This is a genomic window from Kitasatospora sp. NPDC059160 (assembly GCF_042755465.1).
Lineage (GTDB): Bacteria > Actinomycetota > Actinomycetes > Streptomycetales > Streptomycetaceae > Kitasatospora.
The window spans coordinates 1-2996 of record NZ_JBHZCN010000234.1 but is presented as its reverse complement, the minus strand read 5'-3'; the positions used below and the strand labels follow the sequence as shown (position 1 = coordinate 2996).

The window sequence follows — 2996 nt, the reverse complement described above, 5'->3', positions numbered from 1 at the left end:
GGGGGGGGGGGGGGGGGGGCCGGGGGGCCCCCCCCCCCCCGGGGGGGGGGGGGGGCCCCGGCCCCGGGGGGGGGGGGGCCAGGCTCCGGGCGGATCGTTGGGCCCCGCCCGGAGCCTGCCCGTTGCCTGTCCGGGGTCCGCCCCGGGGCGGGTGTTGCCCGGCGGTGTTACTCGACGACCAGCTCGACCGGGATGTTGCCCCGGGTGGCGCGGGAGTACGGGCAGACCTCGTGCGCCTGCTTGACCAGCAGCTCGCCGCCCTCGCCCGCGAGCGCCTCGGGCAGCTCGACGCGCAGCACGACGGCCAGGCCGAAGCCCGCGCCGTCCTTGCCGATGGACACCTCGGCGGTCACCGAGACCTCGCTGGTGTCCACCCGGGCCTGCCGGCCGACCAGGCCGAGGGCGCTGGCGAAGCAGGCGGCGTAACCGGCGGCGAACAGCTGCTCGGGGTTGGTGCCCTGGCCGCTGCCGCCGAGTGCGGGCGGCATCGCCAGGGCGAGGTCCAGCTGGCCGTCCGAGCTGACGGCGCGGCCCTCGCGGCCGTTGGCGGTGGCGGCGGCGGTGTAGAGCGCGTCCATGGTGGGTCCCTTCGTGGTGCGCGGTCCGCGGTGCGTCGCGGTGCGCGGGGGCGGGCGGAGTCGTCCTGTTCCGGCGGCCGTCCGGCCCTCCGTGGAGGTCCGGCTGCCGACTGCTCCATAAGTAGAGCACGCAATTCAGTTGCGCACAACTAGATGGCGCGACGGCGATCGGTACCATGGGGTCATGACCACGCTCCCCGGCATGGCGGACGAGGAACTGCTCCGCCTCGACCAGCAGATCTGCTTCTCGCTCAACGCCGCCTCCCGCGCCTTCGGCGGTGTCTACCGGGTCCTGCTCCGGGACCTCGGGCTCACCTACCCGCAGTACCTGGTCATGCTGGTGCTCTGGGAGGACGGCGAGCTGCCCGTCAAGCGGATCGGCGAGCGCCTGCGGCTCGACTCCGGCACCCTCTCCCCACTGCTCAAGCGCCTGGAGGCGGCCGGACTGGTGCGCCGCGAGCGCAGTCCGGAGGACGAGCGGTCGGTGACCGTCAGCCTCACCGTTGAGGGGGCGGCGCTGCGCGAGCGGGCCGGGCAGGTGCCGCGCCGGCTGCTCACGGCGACCGGGCTGCCGGTCGAGGACCTGGCCGCGCTGCGGGTGCTGCTGGAGCGGGTGACCGTCGCGCTGGACTCGGCGGACGTGCAGCCGGCGCCGTAGGGCGGTCGTCGGGTGGGCGGTCGTCGGGGGTAGTCGTCGGGGCTTGTCAAGCCGCCATCCGAACGAGTGTGATCTGGGTCACTCCGGGGTGGTCGGGCGCCCGTTCGCCCCCACGAACGGGCAGGTCAGCGGCCTGGTTCGAAAGTGAACAGAATTGTTCCCAAATGTCCGCCCGATCCGGTCGACAACCCGCCCCTCCCGGACGGTTACACCACGAGCCCCGAAACGGGCCGTCGGCGTGCCAACCGGTGGGCCGGCCAGCTGACCCAGGAGAAGGGGGCGCGTGTGAACACTCCCGGGCCGGGGGAGGAGCGGGGCCTTCGGGCGGACCCGCTCGACGACCTGCCGAACGACTTCGAGGCGTTCTTCACCCGCGAGAACACCGGCTACCTCCGCTACGCCCGGCAGCGCCTGCGCCACCGCGAGGACGCCCAGGACGCCGTGCAGAACGCCGGCACCACGCTCTACCGGAACTGGCGCCGGGCCCTGGCCAGCGCGGACCCGCAGGCCTTCGCCTTCAAGATCGTCAAGGACGCGGTGGTCGACGTCCTGCGCGAACGCGGCCGGGCCGAGCGCAAGCGGCTCCGGGTGATCGCCCAGCGCCGCCCCGACACCAGCCAGGACGAGCTGGAGGAGCTCGCCGAACTGGACGCCCTGGACTGGGCGATGGACGCCCTCGCGCGCGCCGCGCCCGTCCAGGCCGACGTGGTCCGGCTGCGCCAGGCGGGCACCTCCTACCCCGACATCGGCCGGGCGCTCGGCATCGCCCACACCACCGCCCGTACCTACTACAGCCTCGGGCGGCGCCACCTGGAGTACCTGCTGGAACACCCGGACGACGGGCAGGCGACATGAGGGTCACCGAGCTGCTGCGCGCGCACGCCGCCGAGCTGGACGAGGAGTTCCGCGACCACGACCCGGTGGCCTTCACCCGTCGGCTGGCCGAACGGCTGGCCGCCGCCCGCCGGGCCGCCCCGACCGGCCGCGAGCGCCCCGCCCGGCCCCCCGCCGTCGCCCGGCCGCCGCACGCCGGGGCCGCCGGGGACCACCTCCGGTCCGGCGGGCGGGCCGAACTGCGGCGGGACCTGCGCCACCTGTGCGCGGGGGTGGCGGGCGCGGTCGAGCCCGGCGAACTGGCCCTGGACCTCGAACTCGCCGAGAAGGCCGCCTTCCGCACCCTCGGCTGCCTGCTCTACGGCATGGGCCGCACGGCCGACGGGGTCTTCTGGTGGCGGATCGCCGCCCAGTACGGCGACCAGCTGGCCGTCCACTGCCTGGCCGTCCACTACGCCGCCGAGGGCGAACGGGGCGACGCGGCGCGCTGGGCCGCCGAGGCCGAGGACCTCAGCGACCCGGGGCGGCTGCCCGAACTCGCCCCGGCGGTGCGGCCGGGCTGCGCCGCCGAGCTCACCCGGCTGCTGGCGGAGCGGTACGACGGGGAGATCCTGTTGACGCTGCGGGACACCGTGGCGACGCCGCCGACTGGGCCCGGGGCGGGAGCGGGGGCGGGAGTCGGGGCGGCGGCCGGGCCGCTGGGCGCCCACCCGGTGCGCGGGCGGGGGGCGACGCGGATCCGCTGAGGGGTGCGGTGCGGCCGAGCGCGCGGGAACGGCCGGGGGTGCGCTGCGGCACAAGACGCGGGAACGGTCGGGCGTGCGGGAACGGCCGGGGGCCGCCGCACCGGTGTGGTGGGACGGGCCCCCGCCGGTGCCGCCCGGATCCGGGCGGGGGCCCCACGGGGGGGGCCCCTAGATGTCACT

Annotated in this window: 4 protein-coding genes; 3 read left to right on the top strand and 1 reads right to left on the bottom strand. The window is 76.3% G+C overall.

What is annotated here, in order from left to right:
• Positions 1 to 167: 167 nt before the first annotated feature.
• A complete protein-coding gene (locus ACFXOZ_RS42360; RefSeq protein WP_360245460.1) occupies positions 168 to 578 on the bottom strand; it encodes an organic hydroperoxide resistance protein in 411 nt (136 codons plus the stop codon).
• A 184-nt stretch (positions 579 to 762) separates the two neighbouring features.
• Here ACFXOZ_RS42360 and ACFXOZ_RS42355 point away from each other — a divergent pair, with 184 nt between their 5' ends.
• The 3 genes from ACFXOZ_RS42355 (at position 763) to ACFXOZ_RS42345 (ending at position 2816) form a co-directional block, all read left to right on the top strand.
• On the top strand, positions 763 to 1236 hold the full coding sequence (locus ACFXOZ_RS42355) for a MarR family winged helix-turn-helix transcriptional regulator (RefSeq protein WP_380528548.1): 474 nt from the start codon (positions 763 to 765) through the stop codon (positions 1234 to 1236).
• A 285-nt stretch (positions 1237 to 1521) separates the two neighbouring features.
• Entirely contained in the window at positions 1522 to 2091 is a 570-nt protein-coding gene (locus ACFXOZ_RS42350) for an RNA polymerase sigma factor (RefSeq protein WP_375887037.1), read from the top strand.
• Complete coding sequence (locus ACFXOZ_RS42345) at positions 2088 to 2816, top strand: hypothetical protein (protein WP_380528545.1); 729 nt, start codon at positions 2088 to 2090, stop codon at positions 2814 to 2816. Before ACFXOZ_RS42350 ends, ACFXOZ_RS42345 begins: the two co-directional genes overlap by 4 nt.
• Positions 2817 to 2996 lie beyond the last annotated feature (180 nt).

Bases quoted from the DNA above. Each gene is read 5' to 3' on its own strand.
- ACFXOZ_RS42355 (WP_380528548.1), top strand. From the start codon at position 763: ATGACCACGCTCCCCGGCATGGCGGACGAGGAACTGCTCCGCCTCGAC.
- ACFXOZ_RS42360 (WP_360245460.1), bottom strand. From the start codon at position 578: ATGGACGCGCTCTACACCGCCGCCGCCACCGCCAACGGCCGCGAGGGC.
- ACFXOZ_RS42345 (WP_380528545.1), top strand. From the start codon at position 2,088: ATGAGGGTCACCGAGCTGCTGCGCGCGCACGCCGCCGAGCTGGACGAG.